The sequence below is a fragment of the Bifidobacterium asteroides genome (assembly GCF_019469425.1).
GTDB lineage: Bacteria > Actinomycetota > Actinomycetes > Actinomycetales > Bifidobacteriaceae > Bombiscardovia > Bombiscardovia asteroides_I.
The window spans coordinates 2025852-2051846 of the sequence record NZ_CP048272.1 but is presented as its reverse complement, the minus strand read 5'-3'; the positions used below and the strand labels follow the sequence as shown (position 1 = coordinate 2051846).

Genomic DNA, 25995 nt, shown 5'->3' with positions numbered 1-25995 from the left:
GCCGGATGTACTGGTAGCCATGACTGGAATGAGCATAGGCAGACCGCCGACGATGGTAAAAGGCCGCATGAAAGGGCGGGAGCCTGAATGGGCTCCTCGCTCCTTTAATGCCGTCGGGTTGACTCCGGAACGCCGACCAGGGAGGGTGGCGGGCGAAGATACCGGCATCGGGCGGAGTGACACAGGAGTCAAATACGGGTCCGCTGTGACGGGGCTGGTCTTTCTTTCGGCCTCGGGAGGCATTGGGCTGACGACCATGACGGCTCTGATGGCCAAACAGCTTCGGAACATGGCCCTGTCATGCGCTCTGGTGGATCTGGACCTGGATGGTGGAGGGATGGATGTCCTGGTCGGCATCGAGGGGGCACCTGGCATGCGGCTGGGACGGATCCGCGCTCCCTTGGGCCGGGTGGATCCTCAGGCTCTCCGTGAAGAGCTGCCAATCTGGGATGGCATCCCGTTGCTCAGCAACGATCCCTGGACTGCTCTGCCACAGGGCTGGTGGGATGTGGACGCAGCCGTCAGCGCAATGGCTGGATCTGCTGATCTCCTACTGATCGATGCCGGTCGAGGCCAGAGCCTGGGTAATCTGCGCTCGCTGAGGGGACTGCCTTCGCTGTTGATGGTGGACATGACTGTGCTGGGCCTTGCACGGGCAAAGGCACTTCTTCATGCCCTGAAAGGCCGCAGGGACGCTGGCGATCGAGACCAAGACAGTCCATTGATCTCATGTAGGCCCCCCATGGCTCTGATTGGGATGATGCCCACCCAGCACCGGGTCAGCCATGGTGTCGACCCGGAACAGGCGGAGGAGTTTCTGGGCCAATCGGTGGACGTGGTTCTCAAGCCGCAGCCGAAGCTGTCGGCATCCGTTCTGGATGGTCGTGGCCTGGAACGGGTGCCACGTGCGTACGCCCGGGCCCTTCAACCCCTGGTGGAGCGGATCGCGGGGATGGTCGTCGTCAGCGGGGGAAAGGAAGAGCGGGTCTCTTCTCGCAGGTTGGCTCGGTCTGAGGCTGCCAAATGATCAGGGGGAGGGAAGAAAGCCTTGAAGGTTCATTCCCTGATGACGATTCGGACCAGCCGCCTACTTTCGGCTATTTGGATGGGTTGGTGAGCCATCCTGCGGTGACTGACATCGCGGTGACCGGTCAGGGTGATGTCTGGATCGACCGGGGCTCGGGTATGGAGGAGGTTCTGCTTCGGCCTGGGTTCACAGGCCCTCGGGCAGTGAGGGACTTCGCTGTGCAGTTATGCGCTCAGCTGGGGCGTCGCCTGGATGATGCTCGTCCCATGGCCGACGCTTCCAGCAAGGAGGGGATCAGAGTCCACGCCGTGCTGGCCCCGCTCGTTTCCGAGGGCGCCGCCATTTCCATCAGGCTGCCCAACAGACACCCACCCAGTCTGGAGGAGCTGGCCGCCGCCGGGCTGTGTCCCTCTAGTTGGCTCTTCATCCTTCGGGCGCTGGTGATCAATCGGGCCAGCATTCTGGTGACCGGTGGCACGGGTGCCGGCAAGACCACACTTCTGCGGGCCTTGCTAGGCATGTGTCCGCAGGAGCAGCGGCTGGTCGTCGTGGAGGAAGTCCGTGAGCTGGGCCGTATTGCCGGCCACAGGAATATGGTTTCCCTGGCTGTCAGAGAGTCCAATGTTGAAGGGGTGGGGGCCGTGGGGCTGGTCGATCTGGTCAAGGCCACACTGCGCATGCGGCCCGATCGGATCATCCTGGGTGAGTGCCGGGGCGAGGAGATAGCTGATCTGCTGCGGGCTTTCAATTCTGGTCATCGGGGCGGCATGGCAACTCTTCATGCTGACAGTGTTGAACGCGTTCCTGCCAGGCTGGCGACTCTGGGGCTGCTGGCGGGGCTGCAGCCGAAGGCACTGGCGGCTCTGGCCCAAGGAGCGTTCGACGCTGTTATCCATCTCGAACGTTCCGGCGGTCATAGGCATATAGCTCAGATTGGCCGACTGACAACGGCCGCCGACGGTCGGCTTCTTGGGGAGGCTGTCTGTGCTTGGACGGGCCGAGGGGCCGCTGCATATGGGACGGCCTGGTCGAAGTTCGCTAGGCGGTGGGGCATTGTGACCAGCGCCTCGGCGAGCGCTCCATAGTCGAGGTGGATTATGAATGACGAGACTGCAGTCTGGTTGGCTGCGATAATGGCGACTCTTGCCTGTCTGGCCCTGCCTCCTCTGAGAGGCGGCGCAGCCGCAAGACTGAAGACAATGTCAGTCAGGCCCTCCATACAGTCGAGTCAGCCCGGTCTGGCGGTGTTGATCACTTCTCTGCTTGCCTATGTCGACAATGGAGGCGGTCTGATAGAGGCTTTTGAAGAGGCATCCGGGCGGCGGTTCGCCACCCGGGAGGTCACGACGGAACGTGTCATGGCCATGCTGGAGAACCGATGTTTGCCCCAGGAACGGGGGCCGACTCTGACGATTATGGCCCAGGCTCTGATGGCTTGCTACGGGCTCAGCGCCACCCTGGGGTGCCGGGCTTCGGATGGTCTGCGGACCGTGGCAGCCATGCAGAGGCGGAGGGCGGCTCTGGATGAGGCCCGGGAAAAAGCCTTTGCTGTGCCCAAGGCCACGATCCGTCTGCTGTCGACCTTGCCAGTGTTGACCATCATCATGGGAGAGTTCATGGGTGCGCGACCACTCGCCTTCTTATGCCACCCAGGCCCGGGAACCGTCTGCCTAGTCCTTGGAGCGGCCTTCTATGTTCTTGGTCTGGTTTGGATGCATCTGCTGATGAGCGATCTGGGCAGGGGGGATTCATGGATCTGAAACCACTGATCGCCGCTCTGTCGACTATATTGGCGCTCCTGCTCATGCAATTCGACGTCCTGGGTGAGCGATTAGCCGACGAGCAGGTCTCCCCGCCGCCCTTGAGCCTGGTGCTGGCTTTGCTGGGAGTCGCTGTTCGTCAGGGGGCCTCCCTGCCCAGGGCCCTGGGTGTGGTTGGCGGGCTGCTGCCAGGCCCTTATGGGCTTCGGGTGGTTCGCGTGGCTCACCTGCTCGGACGTGGCAACGGATGGAATCTGTCCTGGTCGGGAGCCATCGGCGATCCTTATTGCGGGCAGTCCATGCAGGTTCTAGCTGACTGTCTGGAGCCGTCCTGGCGTTTGGGATCATCGCCTCTGACGCGCATCGAGACGACCATGCGCCAACTGGATCGACACGCCCGCAGCGTGCTGGCCCGGGCCACGGCGACGATCACCGTCAGGCTGCTCGTGCCGACAGGGCTGTGCATTCTGCCGGCTTTCGTGCTGATCGGAGTCATACCGTGCATTGCGGCCTTTGCGGGTGGGATGTCCTGAGGGCATGAAGTCCATGCGGGCGCAGTTGTCCACAGGCTGCCGATGCAGGTTCGCTTGTCCACATGTATCGGACAAGTCGACCGAAACGGACTGGAACAGGCAGAGTGAAAGGTAGCGGCTGCCGATCCCCTGAGGAACGGTCATTCGCCAGGGCGGGGAAGGCAAGGAAAGGCAAAGGTGAGAACAATGACATATTCGCAGGAGGTTGCGACGGTCTTCCATTCACAGAACAGGCAGGCAAGAGGCCAATTGGTCCCGGCTGCGACATGGCCTGCTGCAGGTGCCGGATCCGGGTGGTTGCAAAGAATGAGGCAGCGTTCCAACCGGTTCATGACTGCTTTTTATGTTCGCGTCAGCCAGGCTATGGATTCTGGAGTGCGTGCACTGCATCGGCGGTTGAGCGTGGTGTTGGCCAGGCCTGAATCGGGGGCCATCACTGCTGAATACGCCGTGATCATGGTGGCGGCCGCCACGCTGGCTGGCGTACTGCTGGCCATTGTCAAATCTTCTTCCACGCGTACTTTGCTAATGGGGCTGGTGAAGAAGGCGCTCAGTGCCGTCGGATGAAAGACGGTCCGAGCGGAGACGACGGTGGCGATCCGATAACGGTACGGTAACGGCCGAGTTCGCCATCGTTCTTCCCGCGGTCATGGTTCTGGCTCTCATACTGCTGACGTTGACCCAGACGATCCGGATTGGCATGGTCTGTCAGGATGCGGCCAACGCTGCTGCCAGAGACCTGATCGTCACCCAAGGCAAGGGCGATTCCCAAGAGCTGGTGCACCGGATGGCCGGTCCGCATGCCCAGGTGAGGTTGAGTCCATCGGCCGGGCAGATGGCGGTCAGGGTGTCATGCCCAGTGGTTTCCGGCCCCATGGGCGTGCTGCCTGCACAGGTCCATGGCGATGCCATGGCCATATTGGAGGAATGAGTCATGCCCGGACATGCCAGAAAGACGCGCGTAGAGCATACCGGTTCATGGATAGGGGGTTCGGATCCGGGCTCCGGCACGGTTCTGGGCATCATGCTGATGACTCTAGTTAGCCTGGGTCTGGTTCTGGCAGCGCTACTGGGCAATCTCATGATCTGCCGGACACGTGCACGCACTGGCGCCGATGTTTCGGCTCTCGCTGCAGCTTCTGCCCTGGACGAAGGACAGACGAAGCCCTGTACTCTGGCTTCCCGGGCTGCACGTCTCAACCGTGGTGTCCTGACGGACTGTCAGGTAGATGGAGACGACGTGAAGGTCTCGGTGGGAGTAGACACCGGAGTCCCGATGATGCCCCGCTTGGTCCAGTCAGCCCGGGCAGGCCCCGAGCCCTGTGGGTGAGAGGAGGAAGCAGGATGAAAGCCTCAGGAAGGAAAGCGAACGTGTCTAAAGAAATGGATAGCCTTGAATTATGGCACTAGCACTCTATCGGCGGTATCGGCCTGACACTTTTGACGGCATCATCGGTCAGAAGCAGGTCACGGTGCCTCTCACCCGAGCTCTGGATGAGAACCGGCTGACCCATGCCTACCTCTTCTCCGGTCCCAGGGGTTGTGGAAAGACCAGCAGTGCCAGGATTTTCGCCCGCTGCGTTAACTGCGCAAAGGGGCCGACCAGCCATCCCTGCGGCGAGTGCGACAGCTGCAGGGATCTGGCCACCGGAGGCCCTGGTTCCATTGACGTGGTGGAGATCGACGCCGCCAGCCACAATGGCGTTGACGATGCTAGGGAACTCAGGGAGCGAGCAGGCTTCGCCCCCGTGCGTGACCGCTACAAGATCTTCATTCTGGACGAGGCTCATATGGTCACCCAGCAAGGATTCAATGCCCTGCTGAAGATCGTCGAGGAGCCGCCGGAACACGTTATGTTCATCTTCGCCACTACAGAGCCGGAGAAGGTGATCGGCACCATTCGCTCCCGCACCCACCATTATCCCTTCCGTCTGGTGCCCCAGGAAGTCATGGGGCCCTACCTAGAAGGGATTTGCGAAAAAGAGGGCATCAAGGCCGAACCTGGCGTGCTTAAGCTGTCCATGCGGGCTGGAGGCGGATCGGTGCGTGACACCCTTTCCGTGCTGGACCAGCTCATGGTAGGCGCTGACGAGCACACCATCACCTATGATGCGGCTGTAGCTCTGCTGGGGTTCACTCCTGCCGCGCTGATCGGCGAAGCTGTGGACGCACTGATCGCCCACGATGGGGCTGGCCTCTATGGGGTCATTCAAAAGGTGGTCGTCGGCGGGTTCGAGCCCCAGCGTTTCGTTGAGGACCTGCTGGCTCATGTCCGCGACTTGCTGGTTCTCAAACTGGCGGGCGACCGGGCTGAAAGCGTGCTTAGCGAGGATGCGGACGACGACCAGGTGGCCGATCTGCATCGTCAGGCGAATGCTTTGGATCTGCAGGTCCTGACCAGGATAGCCGACATCATCAATGATGCGCTGGCGGGAATGAACGGGGCCACCTCGCCCAGGATGCGCTTGGAGCTGCTGGCCGCCAGGCTGCTGGCAATTGGCTGCGAGTCTATGGAGCAGGCACCGGTTGAAGCGGCGGCTTCCGCCGCTGGCACGGCCCCTGCGCCCGCCCGCAGCGGGTTCATTGGCGCTGACAGGTCTCAGCAGAACGGTCGGCCGTCCAGAGCATCCCAATCTGGCCGTGCTGACGGGGCTGATCGCCGCGAACAGCCTGGCAGGACAGGCTCGCCGTCTGCTGCAGCACCTGCCACCTTTGCAGAGCCGCGGATCACGGCAGATTCTCATTCCGATTCCTATGCTCAAGGACAGCAAGAGGGCGAAGGACGGCCCACCTATTCCGGTTCAGGCTCTGCCCAGCCTGAACGCAAGGAAGTCCCCTCCTCGACGACTCGACAGCCGACGGGGCAGACCGGATCACCCAATTCTGCCGGACCCGTCCAATCCGCTGAATCGCCTCGGTCAGCCCAACATAAGGTTACGCAGGGGCAGACAAACGAGGTGCCGACTGGTACGGAACTGGATAAGCGCTGGGATGCCTTAGTGGCTGCCCTACCGGATGAGGTACGCCAGTATGTGGTGCGGGACCGGGTGCCTACCGTGGCCATGAGTGCAGACCCTTCCGGTCGCAAGCGACTGTCTATGACTTTTGACCGTCCACTCAGCCAGCATGCCTTCGCCATGGCCGTGTCTGCGCAGTCGGTTGACGGGGAGACCAAGGTGCCGCGTATCGTCATGGTCCGCGCTCGTCAGGAGTTTGGACAGGCCACCATGATCGCCCCATCGGGGACGGCTGCCAACGGCGAGACGGTAGAGTCCGTCAACAGGATGTCTCCGCAGCGTCGGGCAGAGGTCAAGAAGGAAGTGGCTCTAGCCCGGGCCGGCTTGGCCACCATGAACCTTGGAGCAGCTGTCATGCCTCATGCAGCCACGGAGCAGGGGCATGCCCCTAGGGAGATGACGGCTTCGGCTGGTCATCGAGGTGAGGCTGGAGCATCAGCATCGAAGGGAAGGTCCACTCCTGGAGAAGCTGCCGACGACGGGAACTCCGACGACGTCCACCACCCGGTCGGCGGTCTGGTTCAAACATCTTCGGAACCGCTGCCGGCGGCGGGCTTTGGCTCAACTGCTTCAACGGTATTGCCGGATGATGATCCCTGGGCTCACCCCATGCCAGCGACTCTCGCGCCGCAAAAGGTCCGGCAGCCCGGTGAGGGCGACGACGGATCCTATGGCCAGAAAGACCATGAGTCCAAAAAGGTAGCTCTGCCGGACATGAGCGATGACACGGATCCCTGGGCTGTGCCCGATTCCGGGATCAGCGCCGCAGCCTCTGCAGAGTCCTCCAACAGTCAGGGCCGTGAGGCTTCGGATCAAGGGCTTGCAGTCTCGGAGTCAGCTGATTCGTCTGGCCAGGGAAGCGTCTCGGGTGCAGCCCCGGATTCGGCATTGGGGACCGGACCGGTCCCCAATGAAGGGGCCATGGCGGCTGGCATCCCAACTCCGTCGGTGCAGAGCGACGGTCACGGTTCCGATGCTGCTGGCGGTTTGGATGGTCCCCAGACGATGGCAAAGGTCTCTGGAGCTGAGGGCAGGAGAATGCCTGCAGGCTTCGCTAGTTCGGCCCAGAGCGGTTCCGATCGGGATGGAGCATCGTCTGCTGCAGTCTCCTCCCAAGCCTCGGGGCCTTCCGTGGATCCCGAGAACGATGTCTATTCCATGGACGATGCCAGGCTCGGGGCGGACAATGCCATGAACCAGGATGAACTGACCAAATTGTTTGATGTGACCAAGGTGGAGGATTTTGCTGCTGACGACCCCCAGAATCCGATCAACGTCCAAAAGCGCCGGCAGGAACAGGCACAGCGACAGGGAGGTGAATGATGACTGCTACCTATGATGGAGCCATTCAAGAGCTGATTGACGCTTTCGCTCAACTGCCGGGCATTGGTCCCAAGGGGGCGCAGCGCATCGCCTTCTATATTCTGGGAGCCGATCGGCGCAGCGCTCAGGATCTGGCCGATGCTATTGTCGCCGCCAAGGAGAAGGTTCGGTTTTGCGAGATCTGCGGCAATGTTTGCGAGACCAGCCCATGCCCCATCTGCCAGGATCCACGGCGTGACCGCAGCATCATCTGCGTAGTCGAGGAGCCCAAGGACGTCATGAGCATCGAGCGTACCGGAGAGTACCGGGGTTTATATCATGTGCTGGACGGGGCCATCGATCCTATGTCCAACGTCGGGCCAGGTGATCTGCGCATTCCCGAGCTCTTGAAGCGGTTGGGCACCGATCAGGTCAAGGAGGTCATGCTGGCCCTGGACCCCAACATCGAAGGCGAGGCCACCACCACCTACCTAGGACGGCTGCTGGGTCCCCTGGACCTGCGGGTCACCAGGCTGGCCAGCGGTCTGCCTGTCGGCAGTGATCTGGAATATGCTGACGAGATCACCCTTGGCCGGGCAATATCCGGCCGTCGCGATCTGTAAGGCCTGCAGCCATTGTTTCGCATGTTGGTGGAGAGGGTCTGATAGAACGGTGTCGTTCATATAATCCATATAATCAACATGTTGCAGATGATGGTCTAGTGGCTTAACCGTCGCGGGATGGAACAGCAGTGGCACTTATCGTTCAGAAGTATGGCGGGTCTTCGGTGGCGGACTCGGACTCCATCAAGCGTGTGGCCAAGCGCATCATTGATACCAAGCGCGCTGGCAATGACATCGCAGTGGTGGTTTCCGCCATGGGGGACACCACTGACGATCTGATCGATCAGGCCATGGATGTGGATTCCAATCCACCGGCCCGTGAGATGGACATGCTCATGACGGCGGGGGAGCGCATCTCCATGAGCCTGCTGGCCATGAGCATCCATGCACAAGGCGAGCGCGCCCATTCCTTCACCGGTTCGCAGGCGGGATTCATGACTGATGCACGCTACGGCGCAGCCCACATCCGCCATGTCCGACCCCAGCGAGTCATGAAGGCTCTGGACCGAGGCGAAGTGGGTATTGTGGCAGGCTTTCAGGGAGTTAACGCCGACGGCGATGCCACTACCCTGGGACGCGGCGGCTCGGATACCTCGGCTGTGGCTCTGGCTGTGGCGCTCAATGCGGATGTCTGCGAAATCTATACCGACGTAGACGGCGTTTTTACCGCCGATCCGCGCATTGTCCCCACTGCCCGAAGAATTGCTCGCATCTCGTACGAGGAGATGCTGGAGATGGCGGCCGGCGGCTCCAAGGTATTGGCTCTGCGCTGCGTGGAGTATGCACAGCGCTTCCGCATGCCTATCCATGTGCGCAGTTCATTTTCCCATCGTCGAGGCACGCTGATCATGCCCGACGATGTCGATGTCGTCAAGATTCCCAATCTGGAGACCGGCCAGTTGCCGGATTCCCCCGCTGCGCACGCTGACAGGCAACGGGATATGACGGAAGGAAGGTCATGACCAACGGCGAATCCATGGGTGACTTGTTTCCGGACCTGAACGGCCCCGAGTCACCCATCATCTCAGGGGTTGCCCACGACCGCAGCGAGACCCAGGTCAGCCTGCGGGCCGTACCCGATCGACCTGGCGTGGCCGCGCGGCTCTTCACCATCCTTGCCGAGGGCGGCATCAACATCGACATGATCGTCCAGGCTGGGGCGGCTACCGGAACCGTGGACATCTCCTTCACCCTGCCATCCGCTCAGGCTGATCAGGTGGTCCCCATGCTGGATGACTCCCGCGAGCAACTGGGGTTCCGCTCGGTCGACATCAATCCCGAGGTGGGCAAGGTGACCCTGGTAGGGGTGGGCATGAAGACCCACTCGGGCATTACCGCCACCTTCTTCCGGGCCTTGAGCGACCGGCATATCAACGTGCTCATGATCTCGACCTCCGAGATTCGAATCTCCGCCCTGGTGCCCATTCAGGACTTGGACGAGGCGGTACGGGCCATCCATACGGCCTTCCATTTGGACGCCGATCAGGTCGAGGCGGTCGTTTATGGCGGCACAGGTCGTTGAGCGGAGAGGAGAGAGCGATGACAGACAAGGCCGATTTGACGAACAACGGTCGCCGTGGCATCAATGTTGCCGTTCTGGGTGCCACCGGCCAGGTAGGCATGGTCATGCGCCGCATGCTGGACGAACGGGACTTTCCTGTGTCCGACCTGCGATTCATGGCCTCCTCCCGGTCTGCTGGAGAGCAGCTGCGCTGGCGTGACAGGACCATCACAGTCGAGGATGTGGAGCAGGCCGACCTTAGCGGAATTGATCTGGCCATCTTTTCCGCCGGCGGCTCGACCTCAGGAACCTGGGCCCCTCGCTTCGCCGAGGCCGGAGCCTACGTGGTCGACAACTCCTCCCATTGGCGGATGGATCCCGAGGTCCCCCTGGTGGTGGCTGAGGTCAACCCCGAGGACCTGGATCTTATCCCCCGGCGGATCGTGGCCAATCCCAACTGCACCACCATGGCCTGCATGCCGGTGCTGAGTCCCTTGGCCAAGGCCTACGGTCTGCGCCGTCTGATCGTCTCCTCCTACCAGGCCGTGTCGGGGGCTGGGCGTGCCGGCGTCCTCCAGCTGCGCGACGAGGCCAAAACCGCCGTTGAGCAGGGTGCTGATCGTCTGGTCTTCGACGGATCGGCCATCGAGTTCCCCCCGCCCACCAAGGTGGTGCGCACCATCGCCTTCAACGCCGTTCCTTTTATAGGCGACTTGGTCGATGACGGCAGCGGGGAGACCGACGAGGAGCAGAAGCTGCGCAATGAGAGCCGCAAAATCCTGCACCTGCCTGATCTGGCCGCCTCCTGCACCTGCGTGCGGGTAGGAGTCTTCACAGCCCATGGCATGAGCATCAATGCCGAGTTCGAGCACGATGTCACCCCTGACCAAGCCCGCGAGCTGCTGTCCAAGGCCCCCGGAGTGAGTCTGGCGGAAATACCAACTCCTCTGGATGCAGCCGGCAAGGACCCAAGCTTTGTGGGCCGCATCCGCCAGGACCAAGCCGTGGAAGGCAAGAGGGGATTGTCCATGTTCGTGGCCAATGACAACCTGCGCAAGGGAGCCGCCCTCAACGCCGTGCAGATCGCCGAGCTGATCGCCCGCAAGCACTTCGCCGACAGGATCTGAGATGACCGGTTCGCCTATGCGGCACCGATTAGACTAGAGACCATGACCAGATCTTCCCAAGAAGTGCAGCGGCAACTGGATCGGATCGTGGCCTTGGGCTATCCGGATGTGGCGGACATCAGCGCCGCCGCTTTCAGAGCCTTGGCCCAGCCCCTGATCTCTGCGCTGGAGTCCACTGAGCTGGGCGAGCAGATCCTGCTTATCCCCACCAGGGAGCTGGTCTCGCCCGAATCGCTGATCGCCCGGACCAGCATCAATCGCATGGCGGGCTTTACCACCATGCCGCCGCGCGACATCGCCAGCTTCCTGCCTCAGAACGGGTTTGAACCGCCTGAGGGGCCCTTTTACATTGTCTTGGAGCCGCATACCGGCACCTGCTACACCAACCGAGAACCGGACGTGGCTCGCAAGCTGATCGACTCCGACGACCGGCTCCCTCTGACCTTGGAGGAGGGTCTGGCCATCGCCACCCAGCATCCCGACTGGCTGGCAGTCAAGAATGGTTTCAACCTGCTGGGTTCCCACAGCGCCGATGGGCGCGTGCCCAGCATCTGGATGAGCCAGAACGCCCCCCGCCTGGGTTCGGTCTGGCCCAACTCGCGTCACACCTGGCTGGGCAACGCCTACTGCGAGGGGCGTCGCGGCGTCTCCCTCTTCCAGTGAGTCATTTGCAATGAACCTTATCCAGTGAGCACTCTTCGGTGTTTGCGCCGTGTGGTGTTTGCAATGCGGGCAACTGCGCAGATCATGCCGGTCCCTGTGTGTTCGCCTTCCTCTGCGTCGGAATGCGGACCTGGACCGCATATCCCGGCTCTCCTCCGGTAAAATAATGGCACCCCCGGCACGGTTTCGGCCTGCCCGAATACCTATTGCCGGGTGACATTGTGGTTTCCGACGAACGAAAGAAGGAGGAGAGATGGATCAGGATCGTGCATCCGTGTTTGATCTTGCGGCCCAGGCTGCGGCGTCCAATGGAGGGAACAACGACCTGTTGCTGCCTTCCCCCAGGTTCGTGGGTTCGCCGCAGAAGCCCAGCGCCATGCCCTACAACAAATATGTGGCCTACAAGAAGCAGGTCCCCTTTGACTATCCGCAGCGTACCTGGCCGGGCAAGACCCTGAAGCGGGCGCCTCGTTGGTGCTCGGTCGATCTTCGTGACGGCAACCAGGCCCTGGTCGACCCCATGGATTCCGAGCGCAAGCTGAGATTCTGGAATCTGCTGATTTCCATGGGCTTCAAGGAGATCGAGGTGGGCTTCCCCTCGGCTTCGGAGACCGATTATGACTTCATCCGCTTGCTGATAGAGCGCGAGCTGATTCCCGACGATGTGACCATCGTGGTCCTGACCCAGGCCCGCGAGCACCTGATTCGCCGTACCTATGAGGCCCTGCGTGGCGCCAAGCGAGCCGTAGTCCACTTCTACAACTCGGTTTCGGTCCTGCAGCGGGAGGTCGTCTTCCATAAGGACAAGGCCGGCATTAAGAAGCTGGCCACCGACGCCGCCGAGCTCTGCCGCTCCCTGGAGGCCGATGCCGGGGGCGCTGATCTTTCCTATGAGTACTCGCCCGAGTCCTTCTCCGGCGCAGAGCCCGAGTATTCTCTGGAGGTCTGCAACGCGGTCATCGACGTGATCCGGCCCACACCGGAGCATCCCATGATCATCAACCTGCCCAATACCGTGGAGATGACCACCCCCAACGTCTTCGCCGACGAGGTGGAGTACATATCCACCAACCTCAAAGATCGGGATGCGGTGGTGCTTTCCCTGCACCCTCACAACGACGAGGGCATGGCTGTGGCCGCCACCGAGCTCAGCCTGCTGGCCGGGGCCGACCGGGTGGAGGGCTGTCTGCTGGGCAATGGAGAGCGTACCGGCAATGTTGACATTTGCACGGTGGGGCTGAACCTGCTGGTCCAGGGGATCGATCCCCAGCTGGACTTCTCCGACATGCCCGGCATCCGTCGGACGGTGGAGTACTGCAATCAGATCGCCGTCTCCGAGCGGCACCCCTATGCGGGCAGCTTCGTCTTCACAGCCTTCTCCGGCTCTCATCAGGATGCCATCAAGAAGGGACTGGATGCCCGGCAGCAGGCGGCTCTGCGTGCCAACGCCAACCCCGATGACTTCCTCTGGCTGGTGCCCTACCTGCCCATCGACCCCAAGGATGTGGGCGGCAACTATGAGGCCATCATCCGGGTCAACTCCCAGTCGGGCAAGGGCGGCATGGCCTATCTGCTCAAGGCCAACCATCATCTGGATCTGCCCAAGCGTCTTCAGGTGGAGTTCGAACGGCTGGTCCAGAGCTATGCCGACAGGACCAAGCGCGAGGTCAAGGATGCCGACATCTGGCGGCTCTTCAAGGATGAATATCTGCCCGTGGAGGCCGGCGGAAGCGTGGTCGGCGGCGAATCCATGGCCGATCAGCGCGACGAGACCCTGCGCCAGTGGGGACGATTCAAGCTGCTGAATGTGGCGGTCACCTCCGGCGAGGACGGCTCCGACACCGTGCTGGATGCCACCCTGCTGGACCGAGGACTTGCCCCAGGCGATCCTGAGGAACGTCGTCGTGTTCATGGGCATGGGAACGGTCCTATTGCGGCCTTCCTGAATGCACTCAAGTCTTTGGACCAGACCGTCTCGGTCCTGGATTACGCCGAGCACGCCATGACCGCCGGCACGGACGCTCTGGCGGCTTCCTACGTGGAGTGCCAAGTGGGCGAACCGGCCAGGTCCCGGGTGATCTGGGGTGTGGGTATCGACTCGTCCATCTCCACCAGCTCTCTCAAGGCCATCATCTCGGCGCTCAACCGCTTCCAGCGCGGCTGAAGGCCAGAAAATCCAATACCGGTCCTTCAGATCCGATCCGGACGCACAACTACGCCCGGATCGGAACAAATTATCTGAACTGGTTTACATCTGGCTGGTTTACTGCTGGGTTGACTCGGCCCCTGAGTTGCCCTGAGTGCTGCCTTCGTTGTCGCCCTCACTGCTGCCGCTGCTGTCTTCATTCTCCGTTCCGCCTCCAGTGCCAGCGCCCGAACCACTGCCGGACCCGGACTGCCCCTGCTCGGAGTTCTGGCGCTGGGAGCGCTGCTGGGGCGCGTATGAGTATTCACGGTTGCGCGTGGATGAACTGCTCTGCCGGGATCCGGTGCCCCAATTGCCTTCTGGGCCACCGACCTTGCCGTGGTCCACAGCATCCGGGAAACGCTCCACTGGACTGTTGCCCAGGGCCGACTTCATATATTGGGTGAAGAGCTGAACCGCATAGAAGCCGTCGTGATAGTGATCCGGTACCTTCAGGGCTCCGCCGTCCTGACCCTGGTTCCAGACAGCGAAAGTGGTCAGAAGCGAGGGGGTGAATCCGATGAAGGAGATGGCGGTCTGGTCATTGGCTGTGCCGGTCTTGCCGGCGATGGGCCGCCCCAGGGAACGGGCATAGGATGCAGTGCCGCGCTGGACCGTCGTGGTCATAGCCTTTTGCAGCAGAGCCACTTGATCGGCGTTGAAGACCTGATCCGACTGGGTTGTAGCCGTGTAGAGCTCCTGATCCTTGGCGTCCTTGACCTGGGCGACCAGGTGCAGCTTGGGTCGTTGTCCCCCGTTGGCCAGAGTGGCGTAGCCCTGGGTCACGTCATAGACCGAGAGAGCGTCTACACCCAGAGTGTCGAAGGTGGTCGTATCGTCGATTTTCCCGGTGATGCCGGCTGTGTGGGCCACCTGGGCGATTTTGCGTGAGGTCACGTGCTCGCCCAAGTCCATGAAGACTGTGTTGACCGAGTTGGCGAATGCCGAGTATAGGTTGATGTACCCGTAGCTGACATTCCCGGCGTTAGCGACGGACTTGCCCACGCTGGAGAAGGTACGCGGCGAATTGCCGTTGAAGACCGTGTTTAGGCTGACCCCATCCTGGATGGCGCCCAGGAGCGTGTAGGCCTTCATGGTCGAACCGACCTGGAAGGTCGCCTGATCCACGTTGTTGAGCTGGTGGGTCAGGTAGTCGTCACCGGCGTACAGGGAGATGACGGCACCGGTCTTGGGGTCGACCGAGAGCCCCCCAATTTGCAGAGTGGGCGGCAGATGCTTGTTCCCTGTGGACGGACTGGCCACTTGGAACATCAGATCCTGTTTGTCCTTTTGGATGGTGGTGATGATCCGGTAGCCTCCAGTGTCCAGGTCGTCCGCGGTAAAGGGGGCCTTTTTGCCGGAGGACAGCTCGTTGCGGACCATGCGCAGCAGGTAGCCGTTGGGTCCCTGGTAGACGTTCTGCGGCATGTATTTGATGGTCTGCGGCATTTGGGCGCTGGCCCGGTCCTGATGGCTGATGTAGTGGTCCTCCTCCATGATGGCCAGCACGCGGCGGAAGCGCGACTCGGCCTGCTTGGGGTTGACTGCCGGGTCCCAGGAGGCAGGGGCCGGGATGATGCCGGCCAGCATGGCCGACTCGGGCATGGTCAGGTCCTTGGCGTCCTTGCCGAAGTAGTTTTGGGCGGCGGCCTGGATCCCGTAAGCGCCACGGCCGAAGTAGATGGTGTTCAGATAGTTGCAAAGGACGGTGTTCTTATCCTCTGTTCTGGAAATCTTCAAGGAGAGAATGGCCTCGCGCAGCTTGCCCTTATAGGATGTGGTCTCGCCCAGATAGTAGCGCTCGGCATACTGCTGGGTGATGGTGGATCCGCCTTGTCGGGTGCCCTTGGTCACGTTGTTGAAGAGCGCTCGGCTGATGCCTTTGAGGTCGATGCCGTTGTCTTTGTAAAAGGTGCGGTTCTCCGAGGCGACGACCGCATTGCCCACATACTTGGGCAGGACAGCGCAATCGATAATCTCTCGGTTCTGATTGGCATAGGTTCCGATGGGGGTGGTGCCGTCCGCATAATAGACCGTGGTCTTTTGCGCCAGGGCCTGCTTCTCAGGCGGGATGATTTCAGTGGTCAGATACAGGTATGCGAAGGCCGCCGCCCCGGCGACTAGCACCAGTCCCAGCAGGGCCAGGGTCCACTTAAGCACGCGATGCGACTTGTGGGGCCGTCTGCGGCGAGGTCCGCCGCCCCGGGTATTCCGGTCGGCGTGCCGCGAGGTGAGCCTGTCGGCGCGATTCCTGCTGACGCGCGTTCCGGACTGAGTCCTGCGTGTGAGCGAGGTCGAACTGACTGAACGAGTCTGATTGGCCATGCCAACCACGCTATCCGGCGGGGCTGAAAACTGTTCGACCTAAGGCTGAACGTTCATCATTTTCGTACGTTTGCGCCCTGCTTGGGGGTCTGTCCTGCCAGGGGGCAGGCATACGAAGTTCTATTCCACCATGCCATCCGCCGGGAGAAGGTATGCTTAAAGTGGAAATAACCCAGTAAATCAGAGGAGTTTGTATGAGCATCCGTGTAGCTGTAGCGGGCGTGGGCAACTGCGCTTCCTCGCTGGTACAGGGAGTCGAGTATTACAAGGACGCCAAGGATGATGACAAGATCCCCGGCATCATGCACGCCAACTTCGGTGGCTACCGCATTCGTGACGTGGAGTTCGTGACCGCCTTCGATGTGGACTCCCTCAAGGTCGGCAAGGACCTGAGTGAGGCCATTTTCGCCTCGCAGAACAACACCTACAAGTTCTGCGACGTTCCCAACATGGGCGTGGAGGTCCTGCGCGGGCCGACCGGCGACGGGCTGGGCGAGTACTACAGCAAGATGATCACCGAGTCGGACGCCGAGCCTGTTGATGTGGCCCAGGTTCTGCGCGACAAGAAGGTCGATGTGCTGGTCTCCTACCTGCCCGTCGGCTCTGAGCAGGCCGACAAGGCCTACGCCGCCGCTGCCATCGAGGCCGGGTGCGCTTTCGTCAACTGCCTGCCTGTCTTCATCGCCTCCGACCCCGAGTGGGCCCAGAAGTTCCGCGATGCCGGCCTGCCCATCGTGGGCGACGACATCAAGAGCCAGGTGGGCGCCACTATCACCCACAGGGTCATGGCCCGCCTCTTCGAGGATCGCGGCGTGCGTCTGGACCGCACCTACCAGCTGAACGTGGGGGGCAACATGGACTTCATGAACATGCTGCAGCGCTCCCGTCTGGAATCCAAGAAGGTTTCCAAGACCCGTGCCGTCACCTCCATTGTTCCTCATGACATGGATCCCCACAACGTCCACATCGGTCCCTCTGACTACGTGGCCTGGCTGGATGACCGCAAGCTGGCCTTTGTGCGTCTGGAAGGAACCACCTTCGGCGACGTTCCTCTGAATCTGGAGTACAGGCTGGAAGTCTGGGATTCACCCAACTCGGCCGGCATCGTCATCGACGCCCTGCGTGCCGCCAAGATCGCCCTGGACCGTCACCTGGCCGGCCCGGTGCTGGCACCCAGCTCCTATTTCATGAAGTCCCCCGCCGTCCAGCATGAGGACAACGAGGCTCGTCAGCTGGTCGAGGATTACATCGTCGGCAAGGTGGAGAGCGACGAGAGCGCCCTGGATGCCGATGTCAAGGCCGCCAAGGAGAACGGCAAGGACGTCTGGCACGCCTGAGCCCGCAGATTCTGCCTGGTTGATTTCTGAGGCGCCTGTTCGAAGGGCTGCCTTGGAGGTTTGAATGGCAGATGCCTGATCTAAAAAAGGCCGGCCACTTTCGTGAGTGGCCGGCCTTCTTGCATTCGGATTGGAATAGCCGCTTTGGATTGGCTGGCTTCGCCTGATATTGAGCTCTTCAGCCTCATGCTCCCCTCCAAGGATTGCCTCTGAAGGGGCGATAGTGATTCGGTTCCGGCTTCAGCCCTTGGCGTGGCCTACCAGGGGAGCGATCCGCCTGTTCCAGGCATCCAGGGCTGAATTGATGACCTGGTGCATGTCGTAGTAAGCGTAGGTGCCCAGGCGCCCGCCGAAGACCACCTTCGGCTGTTGGATGGCCAGCTGCTTGTACTGGGTGTAGAGCGCCCGATCGCCACCCGTGTTGATGGGGTAGTAGGGCTCGTCGCCCTTGCCGGCGAAGCGGCTGTATTCCTCCCAGACCACGGTGCGTTCATGGTTCTGCCGGTCGTAGCGTTCGGGGTTGAAGTTCTTGAACTCGATGGCGCGGGTGTATGGCACGTCAGGATCGGAGAAGTTCATGACCGGGCAGCCGAAGTGGTCGTCCTCGTCGTAGCGGCGCTCCTTGAAGTCCACGGTCCGCCACTTGAGCTCGCCCAAGTGGTAGCCGAAGTAGCGGTCGACCGGGCCGGTATAGACAACGGGGACCTGTCCTACCAGAGCATCCCGGTTCCAGGGCTGGGAGTTGTCGAAGAAGTCGGTTTTCAGGCTCACCTGGATGCGCGGATCGTCGATCATCCTATCGAACCAGGCTGTGTAGCCGTCCTTGGGCAGGCCTTCCCATGTGTCCTTGAAGTAGTGGTTATCGTAGTTGAACCGCACCGGAAGCCGCTTGATGATCGAGGCGGGCAGTTGGGAGGGGTCGGTCTGCCACTGCTTGGCCGTGTAGTTCTTGATGAAGGCCTCATACAGGGGGCGGCCGATCAGAGAGATGCCCTGATCGTTCAGGTTGCCCGGGTCGGTCCCGGCCAGCTCGCCGGCCTGCTCCCGGATCAGTTCTCGGGCCTGCTGGGGGGTGTAGTGGGCGTGGAAGAACTGGTTGATGGTCCCCAAGTTGATGGGCAGGGGGTAGACCTCGCCCTTGTGGGTGGTGTAGACCCTGTGGGTGTAGTCGGTGAATTCGGTGAAGCGATTGACATACTCCCAGACCTTGCGGTTGGAGGTGTGGAAGAGGTGGGCCCCATACTTGTGGATTTCGGCCCCGGTTTCCTCGTCCATATAGGAGTAGGCGTTGCCGCCGATGTGGTCGCGCACATCGATGATCCGCACCCGGGCCCCGCTGTGCTCGACCGCCTGCTGGGCCACAGTCAGACCGAATAGGCCAGCGCCCACAATCACCAAATCAGCATCCATGTCAGCCATTCGTCTTCAGCCATCCATCCCTTGTCGCTGTTGATGCCGGGCTGCCTACTGTCCGTTGCCAGGGTCCGGCATGATCCGTGATCAACCGCTGGAGTACGGCGATCCTGTTGCCTACATGCTAGCGGACAGGTCTGGTCAGGGAAGCAACGGGCGGCAATATCGACCGAATACGCACCTGGCATGGATGGATCAGTGCTTTCCAGTGGACAAGTGCAGCATGTCTGCTATGATGGTGACTTGCTCTCACGTGGCGTTATGTCACCCAATCCCCCCAGGGCAGGAATGCAGCAAGGGTAAGTGGCCTCTGGCGGGTGCGTGGGAGTTTTCCATAGATGCTCGCCGGATGAGGTGATCGTCTAAGTGCTGTACCGGGAATTGGTGCATGTGTGTGCATGAGCAATGCTGCTGATTGGGTCCTATTCTCAGTTCTCATCCCGCTCTCGGCAGTTGAGCTTTTTTTGTTTGATGTTTACATCCTGTGATTGAATAATGAAGAGTTTGCTCTAGGCTGATTAGCAGCCTGGGAGGGGAAATCAGAGGAGAGTGACAAAACATGAAGAAATGTACTTCATGCCAGGCCAAAAATCAGGATAGCGCAAAATTCTGCAGAAAGTGCGGTAAATCCTTTGCAAAGCAGGAGCAGGATGCATCTGCCCCGGGTGCTACTCCTGATTCGACTGAGCAATCGGAGGCTCAGCAAAAGCCTGGTGAGCAGACGGAGGCTCAGACCGAGGACGGATTGGCCACTGATGCTAGCGTGCCAAGTAATCCTTCTCCTGGTCTTTTCCAGCCGGTCTCTAACCCGGCTGAGAAATCAGGCCAGCCTGGCCGTACTTCTGGTGCCCATCCGACACCAGTTCCGGGCGCTCGGCCACTACAGAGTATCAATACACAATCGCAATCGCCACTGGGACAGCCTACTTCAGATGCCCGCTATTCCGCGGAGCAGCCGACACAGCCATTCCTACAGGCTAAGCCGACTCAGTCGAGCCAGCCGACCCAGCAGTTCCAGCAAGCTCAGGCCACCCCGCCGCCTTCCCAACAGCCTGTCTCCGGCGCAGCTCCTGGGATCGCCCCAGTTCAGCAGGCTCTACCAACTCAGTCTAGACTCTTCTTCAATTGGCTGCTTGCTGCCTTGAAGAAGCCTAGCCTACGTATGATCAAGCCAGCCTGGTACGCATGCGTGCCCTTATTTGTAGAAGCCATGATCATTTCTTTGTTGGTCACGATTTGGGAATCGCGGACTGTCTCTGCTGTATCGCACGCATTTAGCCCCGCGACATCGATATTCGGCTATTCGCCCTCGTCAGCTTCAACCAGCTCTTCGGGTAACTTCGGGTTCTTCTTCCGCGGCTTCATTGCTGTGGCTTTTGTGCTCTACGTCATGACCTTGTCTATATTTATAGGCAAGAAAATATATGGTGACCCCGACGGTTTTCGGCAGGTACATGACGCCTTCGCGCAGATTATTATTCCTTTCGCAATCCTCCATCTTGTCTTGGTCCTGCTTTCTCTGATGGGCGCTTCGATTATGGCAGCTGTCATTTTCCTATTGAGTGTCGGCCTCATGTCCGCGGCTCCCTCCTATCTGATTGCTACATCCAGGAACACGCGCAAGCTGGATTCCTTCTGGCTTTGGCTCATTTTCTCGGTTGTTGCCTTCCTCATCTTCTTGCTGGTGATGATTATCTTCATTAGCATTGCCGGAGCCACGTTCATAAGCGCCATTTTCTCCTTGGTCTGACAGCAGTCGTAACAGGCACAAGAACAGCGCAGAAAAGTGAGGACGATTATGTTTTGCACAAATTGCGGAGCTAAGAATGAGCCTGATGCCCAGTTCTGCACGTCGTGTGGACACCCGATAACGTCGGCTGACAATCACAACATGACTCTGGATTCTGATGACGAAAAAACAGAGGGTAAAGAAAACGCTTCAACACCTAACTTCGCTCACGCCAGTGACGAGGTTTCTGAGGCAGATGCTGATACCGAAGCAGAGGATTCTTCCAAGGAGGCGGAACTTGCTTCCGAGGGTTCGGAGCCTTCCGGCGAAAAGGATGCTCATTCTCAGCCCGTCTCCTCAAGCGCAGAAGATACTGACGATATGACGGACGAAGAACAGTGTGCTGTAACCCTTTCACAGGACGAACAGTATATGGCCGCCGAGTCTGAGCCCTCGACTGTGGCTGATTCCCAGTTCCAAACGCAGACCATACCAAATGTTACAGCATCAGTGGAGCAGCCTGTTGCTGTCCCGGACATACGTAAGGTGCAGCGAAAGACTTTCATCACCTGGGGGATCCTTTTTGGTGCGGCGGTTATACTGATCGGCGCATATTTCATACTCAAGAATATGGTCTTCACGCCTTCAGAGCAGATCAGAACGTACGTTTCCGCCGTGTCCAGCGGCAATTACAAGCGTGCCAATCAATTGGTCGATCCTGGTGTGGCCAACGACTCGCGCATCCTGTTGACAAACGACTACGCCAAGAATGCAGATTCGCGCATCAAGAACGTCGAGGTTGGCCCCCTGGTCCGAAACACACGAGGCTCAGGCTATCAGGTGCGAATTTCCTATACGGTCAACGGTGCCAAGCAGTCCAAGCCGCTGGATATACAGACCTCTGGCAAGCAATTTTTGATCTTCGACTCCTGGAGGATTGCCACACCCCTGACTACCACCATCAAGGTGGCTGCCCCAAAGACTGTGGACAGCCTTGTGGTTAACGGCATCAATGTCAAGCTGGCAGAAGTCGGCATGAACAAAGAGGTTGTTACTCCTCCCTCTGATTCGTCCTCATCCGACAACAGCGACGAGATGCATTACAGTTCGATGGATCAATACACCTTACCGGTCTACCCAGGTGTGGCCAAGGTGGAGTTGCCTAATTCCAAGTACATTCAAGCCCAGCAGGTTAAGCTTGACAATTCCAGTAAGGTCGCTTACATCTCCCCCCAGGCCACTGACGCATTGGAAAAAGGAATCCTGGACCAGGTCCAGCAGCGCATCAATGACTGCACTGCCTCCACCGAGACGAGTAAGATTGGTTGCTCCTTCTCCAACGGCACTTTCGAGGATTATGACGGTCCAAGCTATACCAACATCAAACGGACTGTCACTAGCCAGCCTTCATTGAGCGAGTTGGATTTGAGCAACGGCGAGTTCAAAACCAGCTTGATTCAGACCAATATCACTTACCAATATCGTTTTGATTCAGACTCCGAGTGGGAGGATGGCAGATCTTCGGCATCTGACTACCTGACTGGTACGTTCGTAATCAAAAATGGTGAACTGGCCGTCAAGATTGACGATTCTGGCAAAAACTACTACTGATCAGCCGATAAGCTATAGGGGGTTCCCGTCGTCGCTGCATTGGCGAAGACGGGAACCCCTTGCTTTTGCTATTTTCCATGGCCAGTTAGCCAAGGGCTCAGTTTTTATCTTTCACGAAGATGATGCCCTCTGCTGTGATTGCGTCATCGTCCAAGGTTGAAGTGTGGGCTAGGCAGCAATTCGTTACAGCAACCTGCATTTTTTCATCCATGTTCGGTATGGCCTGGCCAGCGGGCACGAAAGTGTAGGTCGTCTTCGTCAAACCTGACCATTCGCGCAAGGAATCCGAAACACCCTTGATTGACTTGGGGTCCAGAGTCAAAGTCTTGGTGCCGGCAGAATTGTTGGTAATCTTGGAAAAATGGCCGCTGTAGTTATCGGTGTCGCCATCCATGAATTTGGGCCGGTCGGTACGCTTAAAAGTAGAGCCAGTGAAACTGCCATCTGACTGAATGGTCATTTGGCTGATCAGAGAACCATCGCCGGATTCGGACCAGATCCACTTGCCTACTAAGGCATGAAAGTCTTGGCTAGCCCTGTTGTCGGGATTCGACGCCTCGCTTTGGGTTACGGTGTTGCCACCCATGGTTCTCCAATCGATCGGATTCTCCACCAGGTAGTAGACATTCTTCTTGTTCGGTGCTTCCTGGAATGGCTCGGCTTTGCCATACTGGGTGGGCGCGTAAGGGTTCTTGTCCCTGTTGCCATCAGCTGAGCGGTCTGGATACTTGCTGTTGTCGCGCTTGATCAGGTAGGGGCGATCCGCATCGGGCTTGAAGCCGGGCCTGCCTGCGAAGTATTCGTCCGATTCCAGTTGGTCGAGCTTAGCGCCTAGCGGCATGTAGACGAAGAAGTCCTTGGCCTTCCACCTCAAGCCGGAGTTTTTGAATCCCGTGTCTTCGCCCAAGGGCACAAATTTGGGAGTGCCGTTGTCGCAGAAGGCAGCGTCAGCAGGCATTGTACCGCAGTTGGGCAAACCTGCGCCTGCGTAGAGTTCGAAGGCTCCGCTGGGGCCGGAGATCAGGTGGTTCTTCATGTATCCCGCCCCTTCGTACAGGTCGGTATTGGAGGGAATGCAACCGGATGGGTCTTGGGAGAAGGTGCATAGGCTCAAGTAATCATGCCAATCTTCGTTTGGGATTGTTTCGCCGCGTACTTTTAGATACTGCGATGAAAAACCGAATTGGCTACCGGCCTCATCCTTGCTGATTGCATCCAAGTTCAGACAATCATCGTCTTCGGTGCAGTATTGCCCAGCCAAGTTCGCCTCTTTGTTCAGGATATAGACAGATTGGGGGAAGTCGTCTTCTTTGGTGGCGAGCACGTCGAGTTTTTTGCTGGCATCTACGCCGTAGTAGAGTGTGGCGGTTTTGGCGTCGGTGGGTTGGCCGATGGAGGGGTTGGCGCCGACGATCTTGCCCAGGTTCTTCCGACTGGAGAAGCGGGGCTGCATGGTGATGCTGTAGCCTTTGGCTTTGAGCTGGCTTTGAGCCTGGTCCTTATCCATGCCGGCGATCTCGATGGGGATGCCTGCCTTGTCAGTGGCAATACCCACATGGATGCCGTCTTTGGGGTCAAGCACAGGCTGTCCGTCGGAAGGAGAGGATGCTGCGACCTGGCCGACATCGGTCTTGGATGAGACTACGTCAGCCACCGTGAGAGGCACCTCCATGCTTTTGAGCGTTTGCACAGCCTTGGCTTTTCTTTGTCCGACGGTGCCTTTGGGTACGCCAGGACCAGCGGACTCAGTGACGGTGACGTGAGCATTCTTGGACAGGTGACCGGACTTGTCAGCGCCAGACAGGCGGATGAAGGAGCCCTTGCGTTTGGGGCTGAATTGGAGTTGGGTCTTGGCGGGAATGCCGGCCCTCTTGAGCTGTTCGACGGCTTCTGCGGCGGTTTTGGCCTGTACATGGGGCATGGCTTTGGGCGACAGTTGCCGGTAAGCAACAAAACCGCACGTAATTACTAGGACCAGCGCTACAAAGGCTGCCATCGAGATATAAAGCCGCTTACGGGAAGCAACCACGCTGGCAGGGGCTGAGCCTGATGCTGAGCCCTGTCCCGGGATGACGGACAGGGGGACGGCTTCCGTATCGCCCGGTTTTGCGCCGGTTTTATCGACATCAATTGCATCGGTCGCTTGATTTGAGTCTCCAGACTCAGTATTAACGGCAGAGGTTTCGGCTGTGTCTGAGATGCCGGTGCCGCTCGATAATTGATCTGATTCATCTTCGCTGAGCTGGCGTTTATCGGTCTGTTCAGCGTCCTGGATTTGGTCGGGGGATTGATCATCAGTTTTTATAGATACATCAAGTGGTTGTCCGCATTGGTTACAAAACTGATCGTCGTCCTCGTTGGCCGCCCCGCATTGGGTACAGTATTTCATCCTCTTCTTCCCTTCTCCCCGCTTCTGCAGCAGTTCAGTTATTCATCTCTTTCAAAGATGATGCTGGAACCGTTTACGTCTCGCGTCCGACCTGGTTGGTGATTAGCCGTAAGTTCGCGGTAACCCTTCTGCCTTTATGCTAGCGGATGGTCTAGGTCGAAGGTGTTGCAGGTGCCTATATTGGTAATTATAGAGGGTTTTGTGTTTTCAAGGGCAGACTGAGCTGTCCTGTAGCGCAGTGATTCACTTTCACGTGGCGTAATGCAGCAAGGGTAAGTGGCCTCTGGCGGGTGCGTGGGAGTTTTCCATATTTGCCCTGACCAGGCTGGATGGAGTCGTGAAAACAATGCGTTTGTCGGACAGGGTGTCGGCTGTCGACCCAGGGGTTGGATAGAGTCTTGAGGTATGACCAACAAGCGCGAGCAGGGCGAAGCACAGCAGACCTGGTACCGGGACCCGAATGAGCAGACCGAGGAGGACGACAGTCACGTTGACCGTGACCCTTTGACGTCCCGACCCCGGATTTCATCCCTGGTCCTGTGCCTGGTCGCCGGCCTGGCCTGTCTGGGTCTGGCTGCTTTGGTCTGGTGGGCGGCTGTCTGGACTGTTCCCGGGCAGACCTATGACGATATGGCCCTGGCCAACTTCCGCGGTTTCCTTGACCAGGCGCCCCTGGTCAAGGCTTACTTGGTGCTGTTCACCATCCCTTATGTGACTGTGGTGATCTGCATGGTGCTGGGTCTTACAGCCCTGGCGGTCGTTCTGGCGCGACGCCGGTGGTGGCTGCTCGGCCAGGTTGCCGTATATGCTCTGGTGGTCTTCGGGGTGGCCCGCATTCTCAAACGCTTCCTGCCTCGCCCCGTGCTTATCCATGCCCAGGCCTCCGCAGCCAACTCAACTCCATCCGGGCATACCGTCCTGGCTCTGGCGGTGGTCCTGGCCCTGCTCTGTGTGGTGCCGCGCGTTTGGAGGGCTCCGGTCGCCTTGGTGGGGTTCGCCTTTGACCTGTCCGTGGGCTGCTCGCTGGTGCAGGGTGGCTGGCATCGCCCCTCGGACGTGATCATGGGCATTCTTATTCCGGGCGGCCTCTGTCTTATTGCTCTGGCTGCTACTCGGGGAACCGGGATGGATGTTCCTGGGACCAGGATGTCATCGGCTTCGATTCAGATTGTCTCCACCCTGATGCTGGCTGCGGGGTTCCTAGGGATTCTCTACGCCTGCTATGTCATCTGGCAGGTCAGCCCTGGACTGGAGATCGGAGCCCGGTGGACGGCCTACGGGGTCCATTGCTCGGCCGTCATAATGATGGCATCCGTTCTGTCACTGACCCTGGGACTGGTTCTGGCGATGAGGCAGATCACGGCCTCGCCTCTGACAAGGATGGGCCTTGTCGGTCGGCCTCCGGCTCCGCCCCAGAACGACTGAGGTCGTTCTCTGGGCGTACTGAACGTCT

21 protein-coding genes, 1 other RNA gene and 1 pseudogene are annotated in these 25995 nt (G+C 59.6%); 20 read left to right on the top strand and 3 right to left on the bottom strand.

Annotated elements, in window-relative coordinates:
- Window positions 1-67: 67 nt before the first annotated feature.
- The 14 genes from GYM67_RS08520 to leuA all read left to right on the top strand — a co-directional run bounded on the left by GYM67_RS08520 (window position 68) and on the right by leuA (window position 13717).
- Window positions 68-1027 carry a CpaE/TadZ family protein gene (locus GYM67_RS08520; protein ID WP_220236454.1) on the top strand — a complete coding sequence of 320 codons (960 nt, stop codon included), beginning with the start codon at window positions 68-70 and terminating at the stop codon, window positions 1025-1027.
- A complete protein-coding gene (locus GYM67_RS08515; RefSeq protein WP_220236453.1) occupies window positions 1024-2112 on the top strand; it encodes a CpaF family protein in 1089 nt (362 codons plus the stop codon). Before GYM67_RS08520 ends, GYM67_RS08515 begins: the two co-directional genes overlap by 4 nt.
- Before the next feature lie 114 nt (window positions 2113-2226).
- Window positions 2227-2787 carry a hypothetical protein gene (locus tag GYM67_RS08510; protein ID WP_220236452.1) on the top strand — a complete coding sequence of 187 codons (561 nt, stop codon included), beginning with the start codon at window positions 2227-2229 and terminating at the stop codon, window positions 2785-2787.
- Complete coding sequence (locus GYM67_RS08505; protein WP_220236451.1) at window positions 2778-3320, top strand: pilus assembly protein; 543 nt, start codon at window positions 2778-2780, stop codon at window positions 3318-3320. Before GYM67_RS08510 ends, GYM67_RS08505 begins: the two co-directional genes overlap by 10 nt.
- A 306-nt stretch (window positions 3321-3626) precedes the next feature.
- On the top strand, window positions 3627-3887 hold the full coding sequence (locus GYM67_RS08500) for a DUF4244 domain-containing protein (protein WP_220236450.1): 261 nt from the start codon (window positions 3627-3629) through the stop codon (window positions 3885-3887).
- Window positions 3874-4251, top strand: coding sequence for a TadE/TadG family type IV pilus assembly protein (locus GYM67_RS08495; RefSeq protein WP_220236449.1), 378 nt, complete (start codon window positions 3874-3876; stop codon window positions 4249-4251). The genes GYM67_RS08500 and GYM67_RS08495 overlap by 14 nt, the downstream gene beginning before the upstream one ends.
- Before the next feature lie 3 nt (window positions 4252-4254).
- Window positions 4255-4650: an Rv3654c family TadE-like protein gene (locus GYM67_RS08490; protein ID WP_220236448.1), complete on the top strand. Its 396-nt coding sequence runs from the start codon at window positions 4255-4257 to the stop codon at window positions 4648-4650.
- Window positions 4651-4720: 70 nt separating this feature from the next.
- Entirely contained in the window at window positions 4721-7660 is a 2940-nt protein-coding gene (locus GYM67_RS08485; RefSeq protein WP_220236447.1) for a DNA polymerase III subunit gamma and tau, read from the top strand.
- Window positions 7660-8262: a recombination mediator RecR gene (gene recR / locus GYM67_RS08480; RefSeq protein ID WP_220237476.1), complete on the top strand. Its 603-nt coding sequence runs from the start codon at window positions 7660-7662 to the stop codon at window positions 8260-8262. Before GYM67_RS08485 ends, recR begins: the two co-directional genes overlap by 1 nt.
- A gap of 128 nt (window positions 8263-8390) precedes the next feature.
- Window positions 8391-9224, top strand: a complete 834-nt coding sequence (locus GYM67_RS08475; protein ID WP_220236446.1) for an aspartate kinase — start codon at window positions 8391-8393, stop codon at window positions 9222-9224.
- Entirely contained in the window at window positions 9221-9784 is a 564-nt protein-coding gene (locus GYM67_RS08470) for an ACT domain-containing protein (protein WP_029678247.1), read from the top strand. The genes GYM67_RS08475 and GYM67_RS08470 overlap by 4 nt, the downstream gene beginning before the upstream one ends.
- Before the next feature lie 17 nt (window positions 9785-9801).
- Window positions 9802-10890, top strand: a complete 1089-nt coding sequence (locus tag GYM67_RS08465; protein WP_220236445.1) for an aspartate-semialdehyde dehydrogenase — start codon at window positions 9802-9804, stop codon at window positions 10888-10890.
- Window positions 10891-10932: 42 nt separating this feature from the next.
- Window positions 10933-11553: a DUF5701 family protein gene (locus tag GYM67_RS08460; protein WP_024626962.1), complete on the top strand. Its 621-nt coding sequence runs from the start codon at window positions 10933-10935 to the stop codon at window positions 11551-11553.
- Window positions 11554-11806: 253 nt separating this feature from the next.
- Complete coding sequence (gene leuA / locus GYM67_RS08455) at window positions 11807-13717, top strand: 2-isopropylmalate synthase (RefSeq protein WP_220236444.1); 1911 nt, start codon at window positions 11807-11809, stop codon at window positions 13715-13717.
- A gap of 99 nt (window positions 13718-13816) precedes the next feature.
- Here leuA and GYM67_RS08450 read toward each other — a convergent pair whose 3' ends face one another.
- Window positions 13817-16063, bottom strand: coding sequence for a transglycosylase domain-containing protein (locus GYM67_RS08450; RefSeq protein WP_220236443.1), 2247 nt, complete (start codon window positions 16061-16063; stop codon window positions 13817-13819).
- Window positions 16064-16257: 194 nt separating this feature from the next.
- Between GYM67_RS08450 and GYM67_RS08445 the strand changes: the two genes are divergently transcribed.
- A complete protein-coding gene (locus GYM67_RS08445; protein ID WP_220236442.1) occupies window positions 16258-17400 on the top strand; it encodes an inositol-3-phosphate synthase in 1143 nt (380 codons plus the stop codon).
- Window positions 17401-17640: 240 nt separating this feature from the next.
- Here GYM67_RS08445 and glf read toward each other — a convergent pair whose 3' ends face one another.
- Window positions 17641-18819, bottom strand: coding sequence for a UDP-galactopyranose mutase (gene glf, locus GYM67_RS08440; protein ID WP_220236441.1), 1179 nt, complete (start codon window positions 18817-18819; stop codon window positions 17641-17643).
- A gap of 237 nt (window positions 18820-19056) precedes the next feature.
- Here glf and ffs point away from each other — a divergent pair.
- From ffs to GYM67_RS08425, 4 genes and pseudogenes are all read left to right on the top strand, one after another.
- Window positions 19057-19147, top strand: an RNA gene (gene ffs, locus GYM67_RS08435) — signal recognition particle sRNA small type.
- A gap of 225 nt (window positions 19148-19372) precedes the next feature.
- Complete coding sequence (locus GYM67_RS08430; protein ID WP_220236440.1) at window positions 19373-20563, top strand: DUF6574 domain-containing protein; 1191 nt, start codon at window positions 19373-19375, stop codon at window positions 20561-20563.
- Between the two features lie 48 nt (window positions 20564-20611).
- Window positions 20612-20677 (top strand): annotated as a pseudogene (locus tag GYM67_RS09465) (zinc-ribbon domain-containing protein); the annotation flags it as partial.
- A gap of 27 nt (window positions 20678-20704) precedes the next feature.
- Window positions 20705-22153, top strand: coding sequence for a zinc ribbon domain-containing protein (locus GYM67_RS08425; RefSeq protein WP_258561489.1), 1449 nt, complete (start codon window positions 20705-20707; stop codon window positions 22151-22153).
- A 97-nt stretch (window positions 22154-22250) separates the two neighbouring features.
- Here GYM67_RS08425 and GYM67_RS08420 read toward each other — a convergent pair whose 3' ends face one another.
- Complete coding sequence (locus GYM67_RS08420) at window positions 22251-24542, bottom strand: zinc-ribbon domain-containing protein (protein WP_220236438.1); 2292 nt, start codon at window positions 24540-24542, stop codon at window positions 22251-22253.
- 405 nt (window positions 24543-24947) lie between these two features.
- On the opposite strand from GYM67_RS08420, the gene GYM67_RS08415 reads away from it, so the two are divergent.
- Entirely contained in the window at window positions 24948-25967 is a 1020-nt protein-coding gene (locus tag GYM67_RS08415) for a phosphatase PAP2 family protein (RefSeq protein WP_220236437.1), read from the top strand.
- Window positions 25968-25995: the final 28 nt, after the last annotated feature.

Bases quoted from the DNA above. Each gene is read 5' to 3' on its own strand.
- GYM67_RS08445 (WP_220236442.1), top strand. From the start codon at position 16,258: ATGAGCATCCGTGTAGCTGTAGCGGGCGTGGGCAACTGCGCTTCCTCG.
- GYM67_RS08460 (WP_024626962.1), top strand. From the start codon at position 10,933: ATGACCAGATCTTCCCAAGAAGTGCAGCGGCAACTGGATCGGATCGTG.
- GYM67_RS08515 (WP_220236453.1), top strand. From the start codon at position 1,024: ATGATCAGGGGGAGGGAAGAAAGCCTTGAAGGTTCATTCCCTGATGAC.
- GYM67_RS08465 (WP_220236445.1), top strand. From the start codon at position 9,802: ATGACAGACAAGGCCGATTTGACGAACAACGGTCGCCGTGGCATCAAT.
- GYM67_RS08505 (WP_220236451.1), top strand. From the start codon at position 2,778: ATGGATCTGAAACCACTGATCGCCGCTCTGTCGACTATATTGGCGCTC.
- GYM67_RS08510 (WP_220236452.1), top strand. From the start codon at position 2,227: ATGTCAGTCAGGCCCTCCATACAGTCGAGTCAGCCCGGTCTGGCGGTG.
- GYM67_RS08485 (WP_220236447.1), top strand. From the start codon at position 4,721: ATGGCACTAGCACTCTATCGGCGGTATCGGCCTGACACTTTTGACGGC.
- GYM67_RS08430 (WP_220236440.1), top strand. From the start codon at position 19,373: ATGAAGAAATGTACTTCATGCCAGGCCAAAAATCAGGATAGCGCAAAA.
- GYM67_RS08500 (WP_220236450.1), top strand. From the start codon at position 3,627: ATGAGGCAGCGTTCCAACCGGTTCATGACTGCTTTTTATGTTCGCGTC.
- recR (WP_220237476.1), top strand. From the start codon at position 7,660: ATGACTGCTACCTATGATGGAGCCATTCAAGAGCTGATTGACGCTTTC.
- GYM67_RS08450 (WP_220236443.1), bottom strand. From the start codon at position 16,063: ATGGCCAATCAGACTCGTTCAGTCAGTTCGACCTCGCTCACACGCAGG.
- GYM67_RS08420 (WP_220236438.1), bottom strand. From the start codon at position 24,542: ATGAAATACTGTACCCAATGCGGGGCGGCCAACGAGGACGACGATCAG.
- GYM67_RS08425 (WP_258561489.1), top strand. From the start codon at position 20,705: ATGACTCTGGATTCTGATGACGAAAAAACAGAGGGTAAAGAAAACGCT.
- GYM67_RS08470 (WP_029678247.1), top strand. From the start codon at position 9,221: ATGACCAACGGCGAATCCATGGGTGACTTGTTTCCGGACCTGAACGGC.
- GYM67_RS08490 (WP_220236448.1), top strand. From the start codon at position 4,255: ATGCCCGGACATGCCAGAAAGACGCGCGTAGAGCATACCGGTTCATGG.
- GYM67_RS08520 (WP_220236454.1), top strand. From the start codon at position 68: ATGAAAGGGCGGGAGCCTGAATGGGCTCCTCGCTCCTTTAATGCCGTC.
- glf (WP_220236441.1), bottom strand. From the start codon at position 18,819: ATGGCTGACATGGATGCTGATTTGGTGATTGTGGGCGCTGGCCTATTC.
- GYM67_RS08415 (WP_220236437.1), top strand. From the start codon at position 24,948: ATGACCAACAAGCGCGAGCAGGGCGAAGCACAGCAGACCTGGTACCGG.
- leuA (WP_220236444.1), top strand. From the start codon at position 11,807: ATGGATCAGGATCGTGCATCCGTGTTTGATCTTGCGGCCCAGGCTGCG.